The organism is Marivirga salinae, from assembly GCF_030503855.1.
Taxonomy (GTDB): Bacteria; Bacteroidota; Bacteroidia; order Cytophagales; family Cyclobacteriaceae; genus Marivirga; species Marivirga salinarum.
This window is the reverse complement of sequence record NZ_CP129971.1, coordinates 3,911,549-3,934,051: the sequence shown is the minus strand read 5'-3', so window position 1 is coordinate 3,934,051 and position 22,503 is coordinate 3,911,549. Positions and strand designations below refer to the sequence as shown.

The window sequence follows — 22,503 nt, the reverse complement described above, 5'->3', positions numbered from 1 at the left end:
GATAATGGGAAAGAAAGTTTTAATTGTAGATGATTCGCTTTATATGCGAACGCTCATAAAAGATGCACTGGAAGAAGGCGGTTACGAAATTGTGGGTCAGGCATCAAATGGAGAAGAAGCCATTGACTTGGCTTTTGAATTGCAGCCAGATATCATCACGTTGGATAATATTTTACCTGATATGATCGGTACTGATATCCTCAAAGTTTATAAAGATGAAGGCTTACCTTCAAAAGTATATATGATCAGCGCAGTAGGGCAAAATTCCGTGATTGAAGAAGGAATGAGCTTGGGAGCTGAAGATTATATAGTGAAACCTTTTACCTCAGAACAATTGGTGCAAGCACTGGCTAAAGCCTAATGAGTTCTACCAAAACCATATCAACCTTAATCGTAGAAGATTCAGCTTTAATGCGAATACTACTTTCTGATATCCTCAAATCAGATCCGGATATTGAATTAATAGGAACTGCAAAAAATGGAAAAGAAGGAGTAGAGAAAGCAAGATTGCTACAGCCGGATGTGATCATTTCTGATATGATTATGCCCGATTATGATGGAGTATATTTGGTCGAGAATATAATGAAAGAAATACCTACTCCGGTTATTCTCCTAAGTTCCTTAGAGAAAAATGATGGATTGGTTTTCGATGCTTTACAAAAAGGGGCTTTCGATTTTCTAGATAAGCCAAAAGATGATATTACAAATTCCATTAAAGCTAAAGATTATCCTTTAACCGCTTTAGTGAAAGTGGCTGCTGAATCTAAAATCAAGAAAATTGAGGTTAAGGAAAATAAAAACAGCCATGCTTTTCATGGTACAGCTGCTTATGCAGCCATAGTAATTGGAGCTTCAACTGGAGGTCCTGGTGCAATCGAAAACTTATTGAAGCAACTGCCCAATAATTTGATTTTGCCTGTAATTATTGCCCAGCATATGCCTGATAGTTTTATTCATTCTTTTGCTAAAAGATTGGATGAGTTAACCGAGTTAATGGTGAAAGTAGCTGAATCTGGAGAGGAAATCAGGCCAGGTTACATTTATTTGGCTCCTGGCCATTCGAATATGCGATTACGCAAAAATCCACATACTGGTGGAGTTGTAGTTCATTTTACCGATAAAGTTTACACAGAATTTAATAATCCTTCAATCGATTGTTTGATGGAATCAGCTGCTGAAGTTTATGGTGATAGAATGATTGGGTTAATCCTCACAGGAATGGGGAAAGACGGAACGGAAGGATTAAAAAAAGTGAAAGCCAAAGGAGGAGTTACTATAGCTCAAGATAAGGATACTTCTGTTGTATATGGAATGCCGAAAAGTGCATTTGATGCAGGAGCTACCGATATATTAGTACCGTTAAATCAAATGGGTGGCTATTTGGTAAGTTGTTTATAAAAATATTCAGAGATGTCTAACAAAGAGCAAGAATATAAAAAATTATTTATTTCAGAAGCTAATTCAAATGTGGAAGAGCTGGAAACACTCTTAACACAATTAGAGAAATCTTCTTCTGATCAAAAGACTATTGATTCTATTTTCAGAATCACACATACCTTAAAAGGGAATGCTGCAGGAATGGGGTTTGAAGTGATTTCAAAATTCGCTCATGCATTGGAGGATTTATTTTCTGAAATCAAGCAGTCAAATATTCAAATTGAGGAGGATATTTTCACTACTCTTTTCAAAGCAGTAGATACACTTAAGGAATTAGTGCAATCGCTTACTGACGATAGCTTAACTGTTAAGTATAGAGGAATTCAGCGCAAATTAGAAGTGATAGTAGAAAATAGTCGTAAAGATGAAAAGTCTCAGGAAGACACTAAGACTACAAAAAAACCTGTAGCAAAGAAGCCAGCATCAAAAGCTAAAAAGACTGCATCTAAACCTAAAAAGGAAGAGCAGCAGTTAGAAGAATTGCAAGCTCAGGTGGAAGAATATCAATCTAATCAACCTAAGAAGGCAATGCCAGTTGAGGAGGAAAAAGAAATGATAACTGCTGAAGAGAAGGATGCCAAGAAAATCAGTTTTTCTGATATGGTGCAAGTGCCAGTGGAGAAATTGGATAACCTTTTGAACTTGGTAGGTGAATTGATCATAGAAAGAGATAGATTAATCACCAGTCATGAAGCGAATGTTTCAAGAAATGAATTCAATAGCCTAAAGCGAGTATCTTCTGATTTGCAATATTCTGTAATGGATGTTCGCTTGGTGCAAGTCGGTTTTCTGTTTAATAAATTCCACAGAGTGGTACGTGATGCAGCCACTTCCGAGAAAAAACAAGTGGATTTGATAATTGAAGGAAGCGAAACTGAAATCGATAGAAACATCTTACAAATTATTTCTGATTCGCTAATCCATTTGATAAGAAATGCAATCGGTCATGGAATTGAAAGCGAAGCAGATCGAAAAGGGGAGGGAAAAGATGCAATTGGAAAATTGACCTTATCGGCTAGGAATGAAAGTGAAGGAGTAATCATTGATATTAAAGATGACGGAAAAGGAATTGATGTAGAAAAAATCAAGAAAAAGGTTGCTCAAAAAGGTTGGGTGGAAGCTTCTGCCTTAGATAAAATGACGCAGGAGGAAATCATTTCTTTCATTTTTGAACCTGGTTTTTCAACAAATGATGCTGTAAATAGCATGTCAGGCCGTGGAGTAGGGATGGATGTAGTGAAGAAAGCCATTGATTCTGTTGGAGGAAATATTAAAGTGCAAACTGAAGCTGGTAAAGGCTCAGTGTTTTCTTTGATTTTGCCTTCTTCTATGGCAGTAAAATCCACACTTTTATTTGAAGTAGGTCATAGTCAATATGCAGTGCCGCTAACTTATACGGATGCTGTACTTTCATTGGAGAGAAAAGAAATTTATAAAATTCAAAACCGCTTGATGATTAATCATCAAGACCAAACCATAGAAACTGTTTTTCTGAGAGATTTATTCTTTCCTGCAGAGGCCTCAAAAAGAGCAGAAGCTTTAGAATCAAATCAGAAATGGAATGTGGTTTTAGTGCATTACAACGGTAAAAAATTAGGATTAGTAGTTGATAAGTTACTTCAGCAGAAGGAGATAGTTGAGAAGCCTTTGAAAAAGCCTGTCGACTTTGTACGCTATGTAAGCGGTGTGACCATTTTAGGAAATGGAAAGGTTTGTTTGGTGATTAATATCCCGCAAATCATACAAAAATTATTTAATCATTCAGTAAATGTAAATGCTACTGCTGTAGCCTAGTCTTATGGACAAAATTAGTAAAGAATTAAAATCAGTAGCTCAAGAAATATTCCTAAAAGGATATGAAAAAGCGAGTCAATCATTTTCTAGTTTGTCTGGCGAAAAGGTAAATGTTAAGAATTTCGAATTATTCTTTGGAGAGGCTCCTGATTTATTACAAAAAATAATCAAAACTAAGAAGCCATCCATTTTGATAACAGATATCATTGGGGAGGCGAAGGGAAGAAGTTATTTGGTTTTCAGCGAGAAAGATGCTCAAGCAGTTCCTGATATGTTGATTCAAAAAATGAAAAGTTTGCAATCAAATCCTGATTTTGCAGAAATCATTTTAAAAGAAGTCGATAATATGGTTTCAGCAGCGGTCATTACTGAGCTATCCAATCAGTTGAATTTGAAGATCTATGGAGATGTTCCCAAAATAATATATCCTGATGAAGCTAATAGAGAATGGTTGCAAGATGAAATAGAGCATAATGAAAATATGTTTGCTATCCTGTCTTCAGCTAATTTTTCATTTGAAGATAATATGAAAATCAGCCCCTATTTCATCTGGATTTTGGATAAGCAATTCTTTTCTGTATTGAACCAAAAGAAATTTAGTCATGCGAATTGATAGAACTCATAGGTTTTTAATAGTAGGCTTTGGTGGAATGTTAGTAGCTTTTATTGCTAGTATTTTGCTAACCCTAGTTTTCAAAAGCTTAAACCCTTTCTACCACCTTAGTATTTACGCCATAGCATTTGTTTTCTTTTTCATAATGGTTTTAAATTATGTTCGAGAACGAAAAGGTATCAAACGAATATCAGATCTAGGAACCGACCTAAGTGTTGATGATTCAAAATTTGAAGTGAAGTCTTCTAATAAATGGACCCGAAATTTCTATCAGGATATCCTGTCCAATAGACAAAAAATCAAACAAGCTACAGAGTGGATAAATGCCATAGCAGAAGGTGAAAAAATTGAATTGACTGAAGATAACGCCAATCATCTTTCTAAAGCAGTTATAAATCTTCAATCTGAGCTTATAAAATTTAGAAGCAAAGAGGAAAAGAGTGCTTGGCAAGCAGAAGGTTTAGCTAAATTTTCTGAACTACTGCGCACCTATAATGAAAATATGAAAGATTTTGGTTTTCACATTGTCAGTGAAACCGTAAAATATGTTGAGGGAAATCAAGGTGCTATTTTCTTGGCAGGAAAAGAAGATGATGAAGAATATTTGGAAATGATTGGTTGCTACGCCTATGAGCGAAGAAAACTTGCCAATAAAAAAATTTCAAAAGGAGAAGGATTGGTTGGTCAGTGTATGCAGGAGAAAGATCTGATTTACATTACTGATGTTCCCGAACAGTATGTTAAAATCACTTCTGGTTTAGGTCATGCCACGCCCCGTCATATTTTGATAATTCCATTAATTAGCGATGAGAAAATGGTAGGCGCAATGGAATTGGCTTCATTCAAGGTATTAGAAGATTACCAAATTGAATTTCTGAAAGATTTAGCGAAGAATATTGCAGCTTCCGTAGCGGTAATTCAGGTTAATGAAAATACGCAACAATTGTTAGTAGAATCTCAAAAGATGTCTAATGAACTGCAAGCTAATGAGGAGGAAATGCGCCAAAATATAGAGGAAATGGAGGCTACTCAAGAGGAGATGTCACGAAACCAACTTGAGCTTGATGGTGTATTCAGTGCAATTAATAATACTTTATTAAAGGCAGAATTTGATGTGGAGGGCAATGTTATATCAGCCAATCAAAAATTTAAAGAATTTTTGAAGTGGGAAGAGGCTGATATTAAACATAAAAAACATGAAAATATCTGTAAAAACCCAGAGCGATGTGGTGAAATATGGAGAAAAGTACAGGCGGGTAATAATCATATTGTAGAGTATGAAACTCGTACTTCTAAAAAGGAAAAAGTTTGGATTGAAGCTTCTTATTCACCTGTTTTAGACACCAATGGTAATCTTAAAAAAATCTTGATGTTAGGCCAGGATATTTCTGAAAGAGTAGCCAATGAAGAGGAACAAAGACGATTATCTTTGGTAGCCGACAATACTGATAATTCAGTCATCATTACAGATAAAGAAGGGTTGATTGAATATGTGAATTCAGGCTTTGAAAACATGACGGGCTATAAACTGGAGGAAATAAGAGGTAGGAAACCTGGTGAATTTTTGCAAGGACCTGAAACTAATCAGGAGACCAAAAAGAAAATCAGCCAATTATTAAAAGAAGAAAAACCAATAAATGAGGAAATTCTTAATTACGCCAAAGATGGAAGAACGTATTGGGTTTCTTTAGCCATCAATCCTGTGCGTGATGCAAATGGAGAATTACAAAACTTCATAGCAGTTCAGGCAGATATTACTGCCACCAAGAAATCTGCTTTGGATGCTAAATATAAGTTGGAAGCAATTGGCAGATCTAATGCAGTAATTGAATTTGATACAAAGGGATTTGTAATAGATGTCAATCAAAACTATCTGGATATCATCGGCTATGAGAAAGAGGAGTTAATTGGAAAGCATGATGAATCAATGGTTGATCAATACACTTCTAAGTCAAAAGAATATAAACAACTATGGGAGAGATTGGCAAAGGGTGAGTTCGTTACGGATGAATTTGAACGCTATACCAAATCAGGTAAGAAAGTGATTTTAAAGTGCGTTTTCAATCCTATTTTTGATATCAACGGAAATGCCATAAAAGTAGTGAAATTTGCAAATGATATCACACAAGAAAAAACCTTAGAACGTGAAAATGAAAGACAGCAAGTTGAATTGATGAACCACATGGAGGCCATCAATAAAACCATTGGTTCATTGGAGTTCGATAAAAAAGGAAAAATCGTTAAAGCCAATGAAATCTATTTGAGTATAACGGGATTTAAATTGGAGGATATTCAAGGTAAATCTTATTTTGATTTATTACCCGAAAAAGACCGTTTCAAACCTCAATATCAACTAATGTGGGAAAGCCTGCAAAGTGGTAAGTTCTTCTCTGGGGAATTCAAGCAAGTCGATAAAAATGGTCATGAAGTATGGCTTTCAGGAACTATCAATCCGATTTATGATAATGAACAAAATCTGGAGAAGGTACTTTTATTAGCTCAATTCACTACTAAATCTAAGCAGAAATTAAACGAACTGGGCGGTTCTGTTACGGCTATGAAAGGCGTAATCCCAATCTTAGAATTGAATACTGATTTTAGCTTGAAAAATGCGAACCCATTATTTTTCGAAGCTTCTGGCTACAGCAGAATGACTTTGAAGAAAGTGGAATTTAGTAAAGACTTTAGATTAGCGAATGGAACTAAACCTAAAGATATCTTAAAGGATTTAGATGAAGGGAAAAAAGTGGAAACCTATCTTGAATTTAAGACAAATGATGGAGAATGGGTAAACTCAAAAGTGAGTATGGCAGGTGTCCAGAATCTTGATTTAGAACTAGATAAAATCATCATTCTATTTACAGGGATGGTAGAACAAAACCTAAAATTAAAAAATGTCAATTGACCCAATAATATCGACAGGAGTCGAAATTAGTGATGCAGAAATGCGCTCTATTCAAGATGCTATTATGAAGAGGTATGGCATAGATTTCTTTAATTATGAATCTAAATCCTTTAAAAGAAGATTGCAGAGAATTTATCGCAAATTCAATTTTAAATCTAGCTTTGATTTGTGGAGTCGTACCCTTAAAGATAAAGATTTTGTGCATGATTTCATCAATGAAGTATCAGTAGGGCTGACCTCTCTTTTTAGAGATCCAGAGTATTGGAAAACATTTAAATCGGTTTGTGAAGAACATTTTTCGAACCAATATAGAGTTAATGTATGGCATGCGGGTTGTTCTTCAGGTGAAGAGATATTTACTACTGCAATTGTTTGGGATGAGCTAGGATTTCGAGATAAAGTAAGAAGTTTAGCTACTGATATTTCATCCAATGCCTTAGAAAAGGCTCAAAGTGGAAGAATTATAAAACCGAAACTATCAGAGTATGAAAGAAATTTAAAACTGTATAATTCAAAAGCTGATCTCTATCGATATTTTAAAGAAGATGAAAATGAGATTATTCTGAAACCGTATTTTTTAGATAAAGTGAAGTTTAAAAATTCTAATCTCATAATGGAAGATTATGGAGTTGATCAGTACGATATCATTTTCTGTAGAAATGTTTTGATTTACTTTGATGGACCTGCAAAGGAAAAGGTGATGGAGAAAATTTATAAAGCTTTAAAGCCAGGAGGATTCTTTATTATTGGTTTTCTGGATAGTATGCTAAATTATTTGCCTGAAGAAAGATTTGAGTATTATGATCTTCGGCAAAGGATATTTCGGAAACTATAAAAGCTATGAGGGAGGGTAGTCTTGAATATCAATCAATATTACTCATCCCTTCAGCAGCTAACCAGCCGGTAGTCCAGGCCGCCTGGAAGTTAAAACCACCCGTTACACCGTCAATATCAATAACTTCTCCAGCGAAATAAAGTCCCGGGCATTTTCTGCTTTCCATGGTTTGCATATTGACATCACCTAATTTAACACCACCAGCAGTAACAAATTCCTCTTTAAAAGTGGTTTTGCCGGAAGCCTCATATAAGTCTGCAATCAGGTGGTTTACAAGTTTATTGAATTTCTTTCCTGAAAAATTATTCCAGCGTAGTTCTTCATCTATTTCACTTTTTGTCAGAAGGTATTCCCACAATCTTTTCGGTAGTTGAAATGGATTGCTATTAAAAAGCATCTTTTTAGGATTCTGAGCTTGAAATTCAGTTAATACTTGACGGGTTTCTTCCTCATTTGTAGTTTTAAGCCAATTTACCAATACTGAGTATTCGTAATTCTTTTCATGTAAAATTCTGGCTCCCCACGCAGAAAGTTTGAGTACGGCAGGTCCACTCAATCCCCAATGCGTAATCAATAATGGTCCTTGGTGTGAAAGCTTAGTTCCTGCTATTTTCACTTCAACATCTTGAACACTAACACCTGACAATTCAGTTATGCTTGATTTTGGTAAGTTGAAAGTAAATAAAGAGGGGACAGGCTCTGAAATGCTATGCCCTAAATCAGCTAACCATTGAAAAGCTTCTAATTTATTATGACCTCCAGTAGCTACTAAGATCTTATTACATTCAATTTTTTCAGCACCTTTTATATCTAACAGAAAACCAGATTCAGTTTTCTCAATGGATTCTACCGAGACTTTTGTTTTAATTTCAACTTTATACTTTTTACATTCATGTAGAAGGCAGTCGATAATGGTTTGAGAATCATCCGTAATTGGAAACATCCTACCGTCTGCCTCTGCTTTGAGCTTTACCCCTCTGCTTTCAAACCAGTTAACAGTATCAACAGTGCCAAAATCCTCAAATGCTTTTTTAAGCTTTTTATTTCCTCTTGGATAGTTTTTGATAAGTTCTTTTGGCTCTTGACAGACGTTCGTGACATTGCATCTTCCACCACCTGAGATTTTCACCTTGGCTAAAAGCTTAGAGGATTTCTCTAACACTACCACTTCTGCATCAGGATTTTTGGCTGCAATATTAATAGACCCAAAAATGCCTGCTGCACCAGCTCCTATGATTGTGATTTTGGTCAATTTAATCTTCTCTCAACCTCTTATACTCATTAATCAAGCCATTAGTTGAAGCGTCATGTCCAATTACAGGATTGTCATGCTCCAATTCTGGAAGGATTAAACCTGCTAATTGCTTTCCTAATTCCACTCCCCACTGGTCAAAGCTGAAAATGTTCCAGATAATTCCTTGAACATAAATCTTATGCTCATAAAGTGCTATTAAGCTCCCCAGGCTTTTAGGAGTTATCTTCTTCATCAATATTGAATTGGTTGGATTATCCCCTTCAAATACTTTAAAAGGCAATAATTTTAGAATTTCTTCCGGTTTCATGCCTTTTTGCTCTAATTCCTGACGAGCTTCTTTCTCTGTTTTTCCATTCATCAATGCTTCTGTTTGAGCAAAGAAATTAGCTAATAATTTTTGGTGATGATCCCCTATAGGATTATGTGAAACAGCAGGTGCAATGAAATCACAAGGAATCATTTTGGTCCCCTGATGAATTAATTGGTAAAATGCATGTTGGCCATTTGTGCCCGGTTCTCCCCAAACAATCGGACCTGTTTGGTAATCTACTGGTTTTCCATTTCTGTCCACTGATTTTCCATTGCTTTCCATATCCCCCTGCTGGAAATAAGCAGCAAACCGATGTAAATACTGATCATAAGGTAAAATAGCTTCTGTTTCTGCCTTATAAAAATTATTGTACCAAACGCCAATCAAAGCTAAAAGAACTGGTGCGTTATCTGATAATGGTGATTCCTTGAAATGATTATCCATTTCATGCGCTCCTTTCAATAGTTCTTCAAAATTATCATAGCCTATGTTCAAGGCAATGGATAATCCAATAGCAGACCAAAGCGAATATCTTCCGCCTACCCAATCCCAAAATTCAAACATATTGGCTGGGTCGATCCCAAATTTTTCAACTCCAGTTTTATTGGTGCTGAGCGCCACAAAATGCTTTTTGATGGTTTCTTCAGTTCCACCATTTTCCAAAAACCATTTTCTTGCCGTATGGGCATTGGTCATGGTCTCCTGTGTGGTGAAAGTTTTGGAGGCAATCAGAAATAAAGTTGTTTCAGGATCAATTTTTTGAAGAACTTCAGCGATATGAGTAGCATCCACATTCGATACAAAATAGCTCTCGATTCCTTTTACTTTGTACGGCTTTAAGGCTTCTGTCACCATAACAGGCCCTAAATCTGAACCACCAATCCCAATATTGACAATGTGCTTGATTTCTTTGCCAGAATATCCTTTCCATTCACCAGAATGTATTTTTTGGCTAAAGACCTCCATTTGCTTTCTCACATTTTTCACCAATGGCATCACATCCTGTCCAGATTCCATAACTTGGTGATCAGAGAAATTCCTTAAAGCAGTATGTAAGACAGCTCGACCCTCAGTTTGATTGATTTTATCACCCTCAAACATTGACTCGATGGCTTCAGGCAATTCCATTTCCACTGCTAAATCCAAAAGTAAACTGATCGTTTCTTCTGTGATTTTGTTTTTAGAAAAATCTATAAAAAGTGATTCAGTATTTAAACTGAAATTTTCAAACCTGTCTTTATCCCCTTCAAAAAGTGTTTTGAGATGGACATCCTTAGTGTTTTTATAATGTTTCTCTAGCTTTTTCCAACTCTTGGTTTCAATCGGTGATATATATGTCATTGTTAAATAAAGTCTTAGCTTAAAATTCTACGCAAAGTTAAAGTCTAAACGTTAAAAAGATAGTTTTAGTAAGGTTTTTGTTGAAATTATAGAATCTAGATTGGATCTAGTATCTAGACTTCAGGTTTCATAGCTCGAGCTTTAAACTTCCAATATTTACCCCATTTATTTCCCCCCATTGGGGAATTCAATGTTATTAAGTTAAGCTTTGAATTCTCATCTTTTACTATAATCCTAAAAAATAACCTTGGTTATTTTCCTTAGCGAGTTTTTTCGCTTTAGCGAAAAAACTCGCTAAGGAAATTTCATTAACTTAATAGCATTATTAGGGTATTAAGGGGCTTCACCCTTCATCCTACACCCCACTCCCAACTTCCTACATCAAACTTTCCTTCTTTCCGATATTTTCCATAATTTGAGCCGAACTTCAACCCTGAATGAACCAAAAATGGCTGTACTTTTTATTGATATAGAAACCGTTCCCCAAGCGGAGAATTACACTGATTTATCCGAAAAAGAACAATCTTTGTGGCAACATAAAGCTTCTTTTCTTACTAAAAATGAAGAAACAGAAGAAGAGATTTATCAAAGAGCAGGAATTTATGCGGAATTTGGGAAAATTGTAGTCGTTTCTTTAGGGTGGATGCATGGAAATGAGAAAAACAGAAAACTGAGAGTGACGACTTTAGCGGATGAAGATGAAGCAAAACTGCTCAATAACCTCATTCCAATTTTACAAAAGGTAGAGGATACGAATTCAGTAATTTGCGGACATAACATCAAAGAGTTTGATATTCCGTACATTTGCAGACGGATCTTGGTAAATGGCTTAAAACTTCCTTCAGTATTGGACGTTTCATCCATGAAGCCTTGGCAAACTCCTTACCTGGACACATTGGAAATGTGGAAATTCGGAGACCGAAAGCATTATACAAAATTAGATTTACTGGCACATATATTTGATTTACCCACGAGTAAAGACGATATTGACGGAAGTCAAGTATATGAAGTCTATTATAAAGAAGGTGATTTAGAAAGAATTGCCGAATATTGTGAAAAAGATGTAGTGCTCACTTGTCAATTGTATCTTAAAATGAAAGGTCAACCCATCTTGCAAGAAGAGCAAATCATTAAAGTTAAGGATGAGTGATTTATTGATTTCTTCATATTCACTTAATCACATCCTTTTCAAAACATATTAAATTTAAACATGAGTAAAAAAAGAAATAAAAAAGGCGTAAAAAAGCCTAAAAGAATAATTAAAAGCATACCTGAACTAAAACAAGAAGTTCTTCAAATTTTAGATTTTAATCTAGATAAATCATTTACTGTAAGGAATATTGCCAAAGCAATTGGTAGTAATACAGCTGAGGCGAAGCGCTTGATTGACAAAGTGTTAGTAGAATTGCTGAAAGAAGGGAAAATTGAAAAAGCTTCCAGAGCAACCTACGTCTCTATAAAAGAACCGGAATTCATCATTGGTAAAGTAGATCATGTTAATCCTCGATTGGCATATATCATTTCTGAAGACAGAGAAACTGATATTGTGGTGAAAACCGAAAAACTGAAAGGTGCTTTTCACAAGGATACTGTAAAAGTAGTCGTAACCAAGAAAAATAAAGACGGCAGGGAAGAAGGAAAAGTAATTGAGGTAGTTGAGAGAGCTAAAACACAATTTGTAGGTCGAATTGATAAATCCGTTCGCTATGCCTTCATGATTCCTGACAGCCGCTATATCCATACCGATTTCTTTATCAATAACGATAAACTGGGTGGGGCAGAGCATCAGGATAAAGTAATTGTAGAAATCAAAAGCTGGGGAGATTTAGACAGAAAACCTGAAGCTAAAGTGATTCGAGTTTTAGGAAAAGCTGGGGAGAACGAAGCAGAAATCCACTCCATTATGGCAGAATTTGAATTGCCAATGGAATTTCCAGATGCGGTCATCAAAGAATCAGAAAAGATCAGTGATCAATTACCTGAAAAGGAAATTGCGAAAAGAAGGGATATGCGTGATACCACTACTTTCACCATTGATCCAGAAGATGCCAAAGATTTTGATGATGCTATTTCTTTTAAAAAGTTGGAAAATGGTCATTATGAAATTGGGATTCATATTGCAGATGTAACATATTACGTACAGCCCGGTACTTTACTGGAAGAAGAAGCTTTTCACAGAGCCACTTCGGTTTATTTAGTGGATAGAACCATCCCGATGTTGCCCGAAAGACTTTCAAATGGACTATGTTCACTTAGACCGAATGAAGATAAATTCACTTTTTCAGCCATTTTTGAGCTGGATAACAATGGTGTTATTCATAATGAATGGTTTGGTAGAACCATCACGCATTCCGACAGAAGATTTGCTTATGAAGATGCGCAAGCAATTTTAGAAGCTGGAATTGGAGATCATGTTGAGGAATTAACAACTCTAAATTCAATTGCAAAAAAACTAAAAGAAACTCGCTTTAAACACGGTGCAATTGCTTTTGAATCGGTGGAAGTAAAATTCAAACTAGATGAAAATGGAAAACCATTAGGTGTTATTCCAAAAATCAGACAGGATGCACATAAATTGGTGGAGGAATATATGCTTTTAGCCAATAGAAAAGTGGCTGAATTTATTGCGACTAAGAAAAAGGGAGATCAGAAATTGACTTTTGTATATCGTCAGCACGATTATCCTGATCCGGAGAAATTGAGCACATTCTCCATTTTTGCTAAAAGATTTGGTCATGAGTTAGAAATTGAAGAAAAAGCGGTGGCTAAATCATTAAATGCTTTGATGAATGATATTAATGGCAAACCAGAGCAAAATGTACTGGAAAGTTTAGCGATTCGTTCAATGGCAAAGGCAAAATACACCACCAAAAATTCATTTCACTTTGGATTGGCATTTCAATATTATACGCATTTCACTTCTCCTATCAGACGTTATCCTGATGTGATGGTGCACAGATTGTTGCAACATTATTTAGATCAGGGGAAATCAGTGAATGCTGAAGAATACGAATCTAAATGTTTGCATTCTTCAGAAATGGAGAAAAGAGCTTCTGATGCAGAAAGAGCTTCTATCAAGTATAAGCAAGTTGAATTTATGGCTTCTGTTGAAGATAAAGCATTTGACGGCTTGGTAACAGGCGTAACCGAATGGGGTATTTTCGTGGAAATCATAGAAACCAAATGCGAGGGTATGGTTCGTTTAGTCGATATGACGGATGATTACTATGAATTTGATGAAAAGAATTACAGAATCATAGGAAGGAACAATAAGCGAATGATTACACTTGGTGATCCTGTAACAGTAAGAGTGAAAGCTACTGATATTGATAAAAGAACAATTGACTTGGAATTTTGTGAGAAGGAAGAAAAGTAATTCAACTAAAGCTGAATTGGGTTAACCACAAAAGACAGCCAAAGGCTGTAAAGGATTAACCACAGAGTTGCACTAAGTTTTACACAAAGGTCACTAAAAAAACATAGCTGAGCTGAATTTTTTTAACCACGACTTGTCCCGTATTTATCGGGACAAGATTTAAAAGAAAACAAAAGGACAGCCAAAGGCTGTAAAGTTTTTACCATGGAGTTGTACTAAGTTTACCATGAAGTTTCACGGAGAATTACATTAGGAACACAGCGAAATTCATTGTGTTCCTTGCGTCATCCCTGTGAAGGTAGGGGTCTTGTCTATTGAAACGAAGTTTTAATACTCTTATCCAAAAGGTAATGAGTATAATTGATTCGATTGAAATATTTTTTAGCTTTTCTGGTATTTTAACCTTTGGTTAAAATCAATAGATTACTGCCTCCCGACTTTTAGTGCGGGACAGGTTTCGCAGGAATGACGATCTTATCTGATTTTGTGCTTTATTTAGAACAGATGCAAGCAGCTGGAAACAACATAGCTGGTGCGAGCTTCTCAGGACAGATTAGATATTTTTAATAAAACTCTTTTAAGTACACGAATTAAGCAGCCTATCTATACAACCCTCTACTTTTATCTCTACTAAAGATTCTGCGGAAGCGGAAACCACTCAACGTACTGAATCCACCTACAAGGCCAGCTACAATTCCTGAAATTATCACCATATAAATTCCATCACTCAAGCCGAATAGCTCTGCAATTTTATTGGATAATATGCCGCTTGAGTCATTGTGGATTATAAATGCCTGAATCAACCATAAAAAACCAAGCCCTATAAATCCGCTGAAGAAAGTGCTTAAGTTTTTACCCGCTATAATTGCTCCTGCGAAAAAAGCACAAATTGCCATTGACCACCATGGGAAATAAAGCAAAGAAAAATGTGCTGCTACTACAATTATTATCGTTCTGATGATAAATTTCATTTTGCTTCAGGTGTTAAAGTTTGAGTGAAAATAATGTTGTTAAGATCGGATGCATTGGCTTTATTTTCCAATTCATAATATTCTCCATCGCTCCAAGGCTCAATCAAGTTATCATAGTAATAGCTACCAGGGTTCCCTGATTGACCACCAGGATATACTCCATATGCTTTGATTGGCTGTTCTAATGAAACAACCATTCTCCATGAAGGACCATGCCTTCCTGAGGTTGCATTTAAGATATGTTTATTACCTCCAATCTGAATATTATCCGTACTAAATGGAGCTAATCTCGCCAAATGCTGAACTGTGGTATTTTTAAAATTACTCCAAGTCAATTCCTTTTCATTAGCAGATTTCCAGTTCTCTACAGAATCAACTGCAGATTTAAAGCTCATATGATATAAATCAGAAATGCTTTCTTTTATGTCTGTATTTTGATTGTCGATATATTTTTCTTCTGGATGTTCTTTTAAAATTTCAACCGTAACAGGCAATTCAGGTCTTCGGACTTTATTATCCAATCCATAAAACTCATCCCATAAATTTTTGTACAAATCATCCCATAATATTTCGAAATATGCAGGGGCTATAGCATCTTGGTCAGCCATAAAATTCCAATTGGATAAGGCATCAAAAGCAATTTTTTCAGGCTCACTCATATTATTTCGGTTTAGACTATCCAAAATACTTGGCAAGATATCGGATGCTAAAAGAGAGAAATTATCATTTTGTAATCGCATCATATCTTCCACTGTGATATTCTGCAAGGTTTCTAATTTTTGATTCAATCTTCGGTTTCTATAGTGCTCAAAACCTCTGTCATAATGGTAATAAGGGTAAGTGCTATCTACAGGAATTTGATTCGCAGAACTTAAATATCCTTGTTTAGGATTTTTCATATAGGCATTGTGCTCTCGTGGGATAAAACCTGCCCAATCCATATCGGCTCTTGAGCCATCCATGATAAATTTACCTTGTTCTTCCCAGCGTAATGGGAATTTTCCATTAATCCATAAAGCTATATCACCATGAACATCAGCATAAGCAAAGTTTTGTGCTGGACAGTCATAAAAAGTTAAAGCTTTTTCATAATCATCATAATTTTTAGCTCTGTTTAGCAAATGGAAAGTTAATTGTTCATTAGAGGGATCATGAGCAGTCCACCTTAAGGCAAAATTGGTTTTGCTGTTTTCCGATCGGAAACTCTCATCATACACAATTGGGCCATGGTGAGTATAGTAAATAGTATCATAGTAATTTTCATTTCCACGGACTTTAAATTCTTGAATTACTTTTTGGGTTTTTAGCCATTTTCCATTGTACCTATATTCCTTTTTCTCATCACTCTTAAAAGTAATGTGGTACCAATCTCTCACATCTCTAGTTGCATTGGTTACCCCCCAAGAAACATTATCATTAAATCCAATAATTACGCCCAAAGCTCCAGGAAGAGTAGAGCCAAATACATTCACAGTTGGTGAATTTAAGTGCATCACATACCATATAGAAGGTAGATTTAAGCCTAAATGCGGATCATTTGCCAGTATTGGTTTGCCTGTTGAGGTTTTACTTCCATGAACAGCCCAATTGTTACTTCCATTTTGTGGATCAGGCTGTGGAGCTTTATTATCCGGAAAAACCAATGGGAACTCAATAGAATCAGGTCTTTCAATAGTTTCGGCTTCAAAATCCCAGTCCCTGCTTTTTGGAATTACAGGGTCAAAATCTTTATATCTATCAGGAAATAAGAAATTAAATCTTTCTTTCCCTAGCATTTTTAAAAGCTGAGTGTTTTCGGCATCAGCATCTCCACCTGCTAAATCATCAGCCATGTATTTTAAAAGTAATCCAGATTTTAAATTAGACCATTTTTCAGGTTTGTAATCCAATAATTTATATTCAATAGGAAGGTCTTTATATTCTAAGGAGGCAATATATTGATTTATTCCTTCAGTATAGGCATTCAATAATGGCCCAATGGTTGGGTCTTCTGCCATTAATTTCACGGCTTTTTCAGCACCATAAAGTAGACCGTTTCTTCTTTGATATCGGTCAAAATCTAATGCATCTTTCCCTATAATTTCGGAAACCCTGCCACCTGAGGCATGCGTTTGAAATTCCATTTGCCATAAGCGATTTTGTGCCGTTACATAGCCTTGTGCCATGTATAAATCATGATCATTATTGGCATAAACATGCGGTATTAAAATGGAATCATAATAAATGCTCACTTTTTCATTAAGTCCTGGTATTGAAGGACTTACTTCAAATGCTATGTCCTGATTTTCGGAATTAGCCCAAAAACCGTTATACGGATCCAGAAACTTACCTAATGGCGGAACTTGTCCCAATTTGTTATTGAGCCCAACAATTAAAGCCAAGGAAATTAGAAATGGAAAAATAAATTTTATAAAATTCATAGGGAATGAAGCTTTAAATCATCGCCTAATGTATAAAAAATTGGATTTATAATATAATGGAAAGCTATAAAAATTGAGGTGGACGTAATAAAACTTATGTAGAGACATTAAAAAGTAAGGGATTTACTTAGTTTTTCATCAAAAAAGACAATCTGATGCTAAAATTAAATGCCAAGATTGATATCACTATGTGTTGAATATCAATCTTGGCTTTTATTTGGCATTCTAAATTTGAGTTTAATTATTTCTCTTCATCTTTTTTATCCAACCATCTCAAGGTTAAGAATGAACTCACTAATCCTAGTCCACCAAAAATAAAGATCCCTGAAAAATAAAAGGCCTCTTCATTTCCATTTTTCAATTCAATTGAATGATCGAAGAGAACAGCGAAGATAATACCTAAACCAATTCCCATGGCCATCATGCCTAGTACTAAGGCAACACTGTAAACTGGATGTCTTTTTCTGTTGAGTTTTGGAGCTTGAAATAGTGAGGCATCAGCCCCTGATTCTATCATTGCAAGTCTTTCTTTGTTTCTGGTGTAAAGGAAATAATAGCTAATACCGAAAATAGTGGCAAATAAGCTGATAAATGTAATGGCTGCTTCCATGATTTTATTTTTTTTATTTTTAAATTTTGATTTACAGCCTTTGGACAAGTGAAATGGTGGCGTGGTTACAGCAACCTTAGTGATTTTTGTTAATTTAGTACTTAAAATTATTCTGCGTTTTGACCAAAAATAAAATTATTCCTAATAAACTGTATTTAAAAGAAAAAGCTTGAGAGTTAAGAAAAGACAGCACATTGGCGGAAATATTGCTTAGGGAGCAAATAAAAGGTAGAAAATTAGGCTTCCAATATCATCGGCAATTTCCAACAGATAATTACATTGTGGATTTTTATTGCCATGAACTTATATTGGCAATTAAGGTGGATGGTTCTTCACATGACAATGAAGAAGCCTTAATGGTTGATAAATACAGAGAGGTTATCCCCTTGAGGGAATTGTCGGGGTGATTTTAGCAATAACTGAATTAGTATTTATTAATATGAAAGCCAATTTTAATAAATAACTTTAAATTGTTGTAACCACCATTACTTTCAACTTGTCAAATGGAAGTAACAATAAGCAGTGGAAGAAAAAAGTATTCTCAATATCATCCAAAAAGTAAAGCAAGGGGAAACCCAGGCTTTTAATGAAATCATATTGCTGTATGAAAAGCAAGTTTTTAATTTGGCTTTTAGGATCATCAAGAATAGGGAAGATGCTGAGGAGGTTGCGCAGGATAGTTTTGTGAAAGCTTATAGAAGAATGAAGTCATTTAAAGGAAATTCTAAATTTAGCACTTGGCTTTATAGAATTACCTATAATAACAGCTTAAATAAAATTTCAGCTAATAAGCGGCTTGGCTTTTCTGAGGAGTTGGATGATGATAAACTAGATAGTTCTATCAATAATCATGGGATGAAAGATTTATTGGATGCAGAGCGTAAGGATTTTATCCAAAAGGCCTTAACTAAAATGAGTCCTCAAGAAAACACTTTACTAACACTTTATTATCAAAATGAGTGTGAATTAAAGGAAATTGAAGAAATTACAGGCATCAATAGGAATACTGTAAAAGTACAACTGCACCGAGCAAGAAAGCGTTTGGAAGGACATCTTCAGCAAATGCTAAAATATGAAATAGAAAGTATAAGATGATGGAAGATAAGGAAATAAAAAAAATATTAGAGGAAAGCAATGAAGGTCCTTCTTACGGATTTTCCACTAAGACAATGCGCAGAATTGAAGCAATAGAAACTTCAAAAACACGGCTTTCAATCAAAAGTAGTAGGTCAGTTGTAGGCTATCTAATCCCGCTTGTTTTCATAGGCTTAATTATTTCTACATTTTTGCTTACCGATACTCAATTTGGTTTATTTGATCTTTCTTTACCTGAAATTGGATCATCTTGGATAAGTTTTAATATTCATTTCAGTTTTTTAATGGCTTCATTAGCTATTGCAGCTGGTTTTTGGATTTGGATCTGGTGGGAAAAGAAAAACTTCAGTTTTAGATAGTAAGATTAATGACATGCAGTAAAGAAATAGTAGGAGGTGAGATAGTTTATATCTAAGTCACTGGCTTTAAAAAATACCCTAATATTATTTTTGAGAGTATCTCATAAACTGTATAAGTTCTAAAAGAGCGCTTTTTTATCTAAAACCTTTATCTAATTGTGTCTCTAAATAGTGTTCAGCTACTCCGTATTCCTTCTTGAGCCCCTCTATTTTAGCATCAATTGCTTCTATATTAGGTGCTTTACTTGCCTTTGAACCCACCAACATCACATTTTTTCGTGTATGTTCGTTTGAGATAAATTCGAATACTTTGGTGTTGTACTGGTTCTTCTCCAATAGCAGTGCACGTATTGTATCGGTTACCATTTCAAATTGACGTTCTTTGAAAATACCATATTTTAGAATGGGATTTTCCTGAGCCGTTCCTTTTACACTTTGTCGCACCTGCTTATGACAGCAAGGAGCACATATGATTAATGAAGATTTGGATATTAAACCTTTATAAATGGCATCGTCCGTAGCAGTATCGCACGCATGTAGTGCTATCAATATATCTATTTTTGCCTCATCATAGTTTTCTATCCTTTCTGAAACAAAGGACAGATCATGATATTCACACTTTTTAGCTACCTCATTACAATAGGTTACAAGTTCTCCCCTTAGCTCTATACCCGTAACTTGAACATCTAGCTTTCGCGTATTGCGCAAGAAATCATAGAGAGCAAATGTTAAATAGCCTTTGCCAGATCCCATATCTACGATATTTATTTTTTTAGGAAGGGAAGTAGATTTGAGTAATCCATCGATGATTTCTAAGTATTTGTTAATCTGCTTAAATTTATCAGCCATTTTAGGAATAACTTTCCCCTGCTTATCCTTTATCCCCAAGTGAAATAAAAACTCGCTTTCAGAAGCGCGCTTCACTTTCTGCTTATCGTGATCGGCAGGCAGTTTATCGCTGAAGGTAGGAGGATTATTTGTAATAGTGGCTTTTCCCTTTTTATTGAATCGAATGGCAATATCTTTCTCTAAAGTAAATAAGGTGGCGATGCGAAAAGAATTCTGCAGTAGATTCTCTAATTCCTTTATAGCTTCTTCAAATGTATAGTTTTTTACCTGGTCATTTGTTTTGAAACGATAGGTAAAAGAGATCATTTTTTCGTCCTTAATAGCTACTTCACGCAAGTAAACATTTTCTAAATCTTCCGACTTTCGTATAGGTTTACTTAAGGTAAGCTTTACAAAAGAATCCTCCTTAAGAGATTTCTCTATTTCCTGAAAAAATTGTTGTGTTTCATCCATCTCAGTTGCAAAGCTACGGAAGCTTAGTAAATTAACCGAATTGAAATGAATATTAGGAATAGATTAAGTAGTTTTAAGAGAACTAATTATTTATTATGAATCTAATATTCTGAGTTTGATTAATAGAAGCAATTGATTCTCAAATCAAGTCATCACAGCCTTATAGACTGAACTTAAAGTGAGATAACAATGTACAATCTTTATAAAGGGACATAAATGTTCGACTAAACAGCCTTTGGCTGTTTTCTTTGTGACTTTGTGGTTATATTTCCAGCTTTAGCTGGATTTAAGCTGCTTAATAAAACTTTTTTTGTCTGATTTGATTTCTTGTTATGTAGTAGAGAAATAAAAAAAGCAGACTAAAATAGCCTGCTTTTAACTGAAATTTATCTATGAATTAACCTTGGTAGTAAAAACGTTCGTGAACGATTTTACCGTCTTCCCATTTCTGCACACCTACCTGCTCCATATTTACGCGGTTTCCATCTTGGAAAGTCACATCCATAGAAGTTTCGTGCATTACCACACCTGCTTCTTCATCAGAAGTAATGGCATGAACTTCCATTCCATGAAATTCCTTAATCATTCCTAAAAATTCTTCCTCGTGCTTTCTGCATTCAGCTTTGCCTTTCCAAGTTCCTCTTGGCTCGGTGATTACTACATTCTCTCCATAATATTTGTCGAATGCATCTAATAATTTTCCTTCACCTATTAAGTTGTAAATGTCTTGTGTTTTTTCTCTTAGTGTCATAGTTTTTATTTTAATGTAATAACATATATGTATATACATGTAATTTAGCAAAAAGTTTTGTAAATTATAAATTTCTTTTTGAAAAGAATCTAAATGACTTTGGTAATCTCCTTGTCTTGTCCCTAGATGACTACAATACCCCAGTAGTAAAAAGAGTTTTGTACTATTGACTCCTAGATAAACTTCTCCCTAAACTGTAAATTGAACATCCCATAGAGCAGACAAAGGGCACTGGCAACCAACAAGTATATTCGGTTCTTAAATATAATACTATGCCAGATGAACTCACTCATTTCTCGTGGTTCTGAGAAGGGATTAAGGAATACATTATACACACTAAATTCCAATGGTTTTGCAAATACAAAAAAGATGAAGGATACAATGACAATGACTATTGCCGTACCATTTCCATTTTTGATTAAAGTGGAAAGCATAAAAGCTAATGAAGAAAGAAAAAGAATAGGGAAAAGTACTTGCCCCACCATTGGCAGCAAATTAAATCGGTAAAGGGTGAAATTCGCAATGCTACCCAAAACCAGAAGAATTACAAATGCAACACCCACTGCCAAGACAAATCGTACAAGCCATACTTTATAGCGGTAATTTGGAATGCCGAAAATGGTCTCTAGCATCTTCGAATCATCATCGTTTTGAATACCATAAGCCATAGGGTAGAAGATCAGCAGTAATCCAGGAAACACTAGGAAACCATAGATTACCGCCTCATTAAAATCAGGGTCATCAAAAATGGCAATGGTGATAATAAAAGCAAAAAACAAAAAGGACGCCACCACAAAATAAATGAACTTGTTTGCGAATATCACCTTGACATTGTAGTTGATGAGTTTGTATAGTAACAGTAAGTAACTTTTCATTTTGTTTTAATTTAAAATAATTATCTGAGGAATTTAACACCACTATGATTCCCTCAAGCAACACCCCTGTAGTCCCCTCAAGGGGACAGTCTCACAGATTTAAGTCATCAGAACACAATTAATTTTATCCCTATTTTCACACTTTATAAATCTAAGATTTGGTAAAAGTGGTGTTAAATTTCTGGGCAGAAAGCTAAATCAAGGCAACTCCCCCCTTGAGGGGGGGGGGGTGGGGTGTCCTCTATATTACCTCC

The 22,503-nt window shown here is 35.2% G+C and carries 18 protein-coding genes and 1 pseudogene; 11 read left to right on the top strand and 8 right to left on the bottom strand.

Translation table 11 applies throughout. The features are described 5' to 3' along the window. The first annotated feature begins 4 nt into the window (after window positions 1-4). Genes QYS49_RS16410 through QYS49_RS16385 form a run of 6 tightly spaced genes read left to right on the top strand, consistent with a single transcriptional unit; the run spans window position 5 to window position 7,584 of the window. Complete coding sequence (locus QYS49_RS16410) at window positions 5-361, top strand: response regulator (RefSeq protein ID WP_308348854.1); 357 nt, start codon at window positions 5-7, stop codon at window positions 359-361. Next, window positions 361-1,398 carry a chemotaxis-specific protein-glutamate methyltransferase CheB gene (cheB, locus tag QYS49_RS16405; protein WP_308348852.1) on the top strand — a complete coding sequence of 346 codons (1,038 nt, stop codon included), beginning with the start codon at window positions 361-363 and terminating at the stop codon, window positions 1,396-1,398. The genes QYS49_RS16410 and cheB overlap by 1 nt, the downstream gene beginning before the upstream one ends. A gap of 12 nt (window positions 1,399-1,410) precedes the next feature. After that, entirely contained in the window at window positions 1,411-3,231 is a 1,821-nt protein-coding gene (locus QYS49_RS16400) for a chemotaxis protein CheA (RefSeq protein ID WP_308348851.1), read from the top strand. 4 nt (window positions 3,232-3,235) lie between these two features. Continuing rightward, window positions 3,236-3,844 (top strand): hypothetical protein, encoded by a 609-nt coding sequence (locus tag QYS49_RS16395; RefSeq protein WP_308348849.1) that lies wholly within the window; start codon window positions 3,236-3,238, stop codon window positions 3,842-3,844. After that, window positions 3,834-6,749, top strand: coding sequence for a PAS domain S-box protein (locus tag QYS49_RS16390; protein ID WP_308348848.1), 2,916 nt, complete (start codon window positions 3,834-3,836; stop codon window positions 6,747-6,749). Before QYS49_RS16395 ends, QYS49_RS16390 begins: the two co-directional genes overlap by 11 nt. Continuing rightward, window positions 6,739-7,584 carry a CheR family methyltransferase gene (locus QYS49_RS16385; RefSeq protein ID WP_308348846.1) on the top strand — a complete coding sequence of 282 codons (846 nt, stop codon included), beginning with the start codon at window positions 6,739-6,741 and terminating at the stop codon, window positions 7,582-7,584. Before QYS49_RS16390 ends, QYS49_RS16385 begins: the two co-directional genes overlap by 11 nt. A 28-nt stretch (window positions 7,585-7,612) precedes the next feature. Here the strand turns inward: QYS49_RS16385 and QYS49_RS16380 are convergent, their stop codons facing one another. Together QYS49_RS16380 and pgi are read right to left on the bottom strand one after the other, a co-directional pair. Further along, on the bottom strand, window positions 7,613-8,836 hold the full coding sequence (locus QYS49_RS16380) for a BaiN/RdsA family NAD(P)/FAD-dependent oxidoreductase (protein ID WP_308348844.1): 1,224 nt from the start codon (window positions 8,834-8,836) through the stop codon (window positions 7,613-7,615). Between the two features lies 1 nt (window position 8,837). After that, window positions 8,838-10,490 (bottom strand): glucose-6-phosphate isomerase, encoded by a 1,653-nt coding sequence (gene pgi / locus QYS49_RS16375; RefSeq protein WP_308348842.1) that lies wholly within the window; start codon window positions 10,488-10,490, stop codon window positions 8,838-8,840. Between the two features lie 415 nt (window positions 10,491-10,905). Here pgi and QYS49_RS16370 point away from each other — a divergent pair, with 415 nt between their 5' ends. Next, window positions 10,906-11,640 (top strand): 3'-5' exonuclease, encoded by a 735-nt coding sequence (locus QYS49_RS16370; protein ID WP_308348840.1) that lies wholly within the window; start codon window positions 10,906-10,908, stop codon window positions 11,638-11,640. Between the two features lie 60 nt (window positions 11,641-11,700). Then, window positions 11,701-13,866 carry a ribonuclease R gene (gene rnr, locus QYS49_RS16365; protein ID WP_308348839.1) on the top strand — a complete coding sequence of 722 codons (2,166 nt, stop codon included), beginning with the start codon at window positions 11,701-11,703 and terminating at the stop codon, window positions 13,864-13,866. 599 nt (window positions 13,867-14,465) lie between these two features. Here the strand turns inward: rnr and QYS49_RS16360 are convergent. The 3 genes from QYS49_RS16360 to QYS49_RS16350 form a co-directional block, all read right to left on the bottom strand. Then, on the bottom strand, window positions 14,466-14,837 hold the full coding sequence (locus tag QYS49_RS16360) for a hypothetical protein (protein WP_308348837.1): 372 nt from the start codon (window positions 14,835-14,837) through the stop codon (window positions 14,466-14,468). Further along, window positions 14,834-17,257, bottom strand: coding sequence for a penicillin acylase family protein (locus tag QYS49_RS16355; RefSeq protein ID WP_308348835.1), 2,424 nt, complete (start codon window positions 17,255-17,257; stop codon window positions 14,834-14,836). The genes QYS49_RS16360 and QYS49_RS16355 overlap by 4 nt, the downstream gene beginning before the upstream one ends. A gap of 241 nt (window positions 17,258-17,498) precedes the next feature. Beyond that, window positions 17,499-17,867, bottom strand: a complete 369-nt coding sequence (locus QYS49_RS16350; protein ID WP_308348833.1) for a DUF6249 domain-containing protein — start codon at window positions 17,865-17,867, stop codon at window positions 17,499-17,501. A gap of 185 nt (window positions 17,868-18,052) precedes the next feature. On the opposite strand from QYS49_RS16350, the pseudogene QYS49_RS16345 reads away from it, so the two are divergent. The 3 genes and pseudogenes from QYS49_RS16345 to QYS49_RS16335 all read left to right on the top strand — a co-directional run. Further along, a pseudogene (locus QYS49_RS16345) lies at window positions 18,053-18,274 on the top strand (DUF559 domain-containing protein); the annotation flags it as partial. 115 nt (window positions 18,275-18,389) lie between these two features. Next, a complete protein-coding gene (locus tag QYS49_RS16340; protein WP_308348832.1) occupies window positions 18,390-18,962 on the top strand; it encodes an RNA polymerase sigma factor in 573 nt (190 codons plus the stop codon). Beyond that, window positions 18,962-19,321: a hypothetical protein gene (locus QYS49_RS16335; protein ID WP_308348831.1), complete on the top strand. Its 360-nt coding sequence runs from the start codon at window positions 18,962-18,964 to the stop codon at window positions 19,319-19,321. The genes QYS49_RS16340 and QYS49_RS16335 overlap by 1 nt, the downstream gene beginning before the upstream one ends. A gap of 135 nt (window positions 19,322-19,456) precedes the next feature. Here the strand turns inward: QYS49_RS16335 and QYS49_RS16330 are convergent, their stop codons facing one another. The 3 genes from QYS49_RS16330 to QYS49_RS16320 all read right to left on the bottom strand — a co-directional run bounded on the left by QYS49_RS16330 (window position 19,457) and on the right by QYS49_RS16320 (window position 22,249). Next, window positions 19,457-20,623, bottom strand: coding sequence for a class I SAM-dependent methyltransferase (locus QYS49_RS16330; protein WP_308348830.1), 1,167 nt, complete (start codon window positions 20,621-20,623; stop codon window positions 19,457-19,459). A 397-nt stretch (window positions 20,624-21,020) separates the two neighbouring features. Next, window positions 21,021-21,374, bottom strand: coding sequence for a SnoaL-like domain-containing protein (locus QYS49_RS16325; protein ID WP_308348829.1), 354 nt, complete (start codon window positions 21,372-21,374; stop codon window positions 21,021-21,023). A 173-nt stretch (window positions 21,375-21,547) separates the two neighbouring features. After that, the gene (locus QYS49_RS16320; RefSeq protein ID WP_308348828.1) at window positions 21,548-22,249 is read right to left on the bottom strand and encodes a hypothetical protein; all 702 of its coding nucleotides are present in this window, start codon (window positions 22,247-22,249) and stop codon (window positions 21,548-21,550) included. Between the last annotated feature and the right edge of the window lie 254 nt (window positions 22,250-22,503).